Source organism: Ensifer sp. 22460 (genome assembly GCF_052044935.1).
GTDB lineage: Bacteria > Pseudomonadota > Alphaproteobacteria > Rhizobiales > Rhizobiaceae > Ensifer.
Window position 1 is genome coordinate 1 of the sequence record NZ_JBQENZ010000072.1, and the last position, 870, is coordinate 870.

Annotated in this window: 2 protein-coding genes; both read left to right on the top strand. The window is 57.7% G+C overall.

Features of this window, described 5'->3' with window-relative positions; genetic code table 11:
* Positions 1–138: flagellin (locus tag ACTJKM_RS36030; RefSeq protein ID WP_440661891.1), on the top strand; the 138-nt coding region annotated here is incomplete at its 5' end.
* A gap of 275 nt (positions 139–413) precedes the next feature.
* A partial coding sequence (locus ACTJKM_RS36035) for a flagellin N-terminal helical domain-containing protein (protein ID WP_440661890.1) occupies positions 414–870 on the top strand: 457 nt, incomplete at its 3' end.

The following is an 870-nucleotide window of genomic DNA, read 5'->3' on the forward strand; positions in this document are numbered from 1 at the left end:
ATCGGCAAGCTCGTCGACGCTGACATGAACGAAGAGTCGACCCGCCTGAAGGCTCTGCAGACGCAGCAGCAGCTCGGTATCCAGGCGCTCACGATCGCCAACACCAACTCGCAGAACATCCTGTCGCTGTTCCGCTAAGCGGGCGCCAGGCGGCGCGGGTCCCGGCTCGCGCCCGACTGCAGAAAATCGAAACCGCGCTTCGCAAGAGGCGCGGTTTTTTGTTGGTCTATTTCAGCCACGCGTGCCGAAATTATCGACTGAGCTTCAGCATTTGTTAACCACGATGGTGTTTTCTGTGGCCAACGAAACGGCGGGTTAATCAACATTAACAGGCATGAGGCTGACCGCTGCTTCCCGGTAATCCCGGAATGTCCCTTTTCATTCCAAATCAGCCAACAAGGGGCACTCAGCCAATGACCAGCATCATGACGAACACCGCCGCAATGTCGGCTCTTCAGACCCTGCGTTCGATCAATTCCTCGATGGAAACCACCCAGGACCGCATCTCATCGGGCCTGCGCGTCGGTAGCGCTGCGGACAACGCCGCTTACTGGTCGATCGCAACCACCATGCGTTCGGACAACAAGGCACTCTCGACCGTTGAAGACGCTCTTGGCCTCGGCGCTGCCAAGACCGACGTTGCCTACACCGCCATGGAAAACTCCAAGGACGTCGTCGACGAGATCAAGAAAAAGCTGGTTGCCGCCAGCGAGCCGGGTGTTGACAAGAGCAAGATCCAGAAGGAAATCAAGGAGCTGCAGAGCCAGCTCGTGAGCATTGCCAAGTCGGCTTCGTTCTCCGGCGAAAACTGGGTCTACAACGACGCCAACAACACGGCTGCCACCAAGTCGATCGTCGGTTCGTTCAACC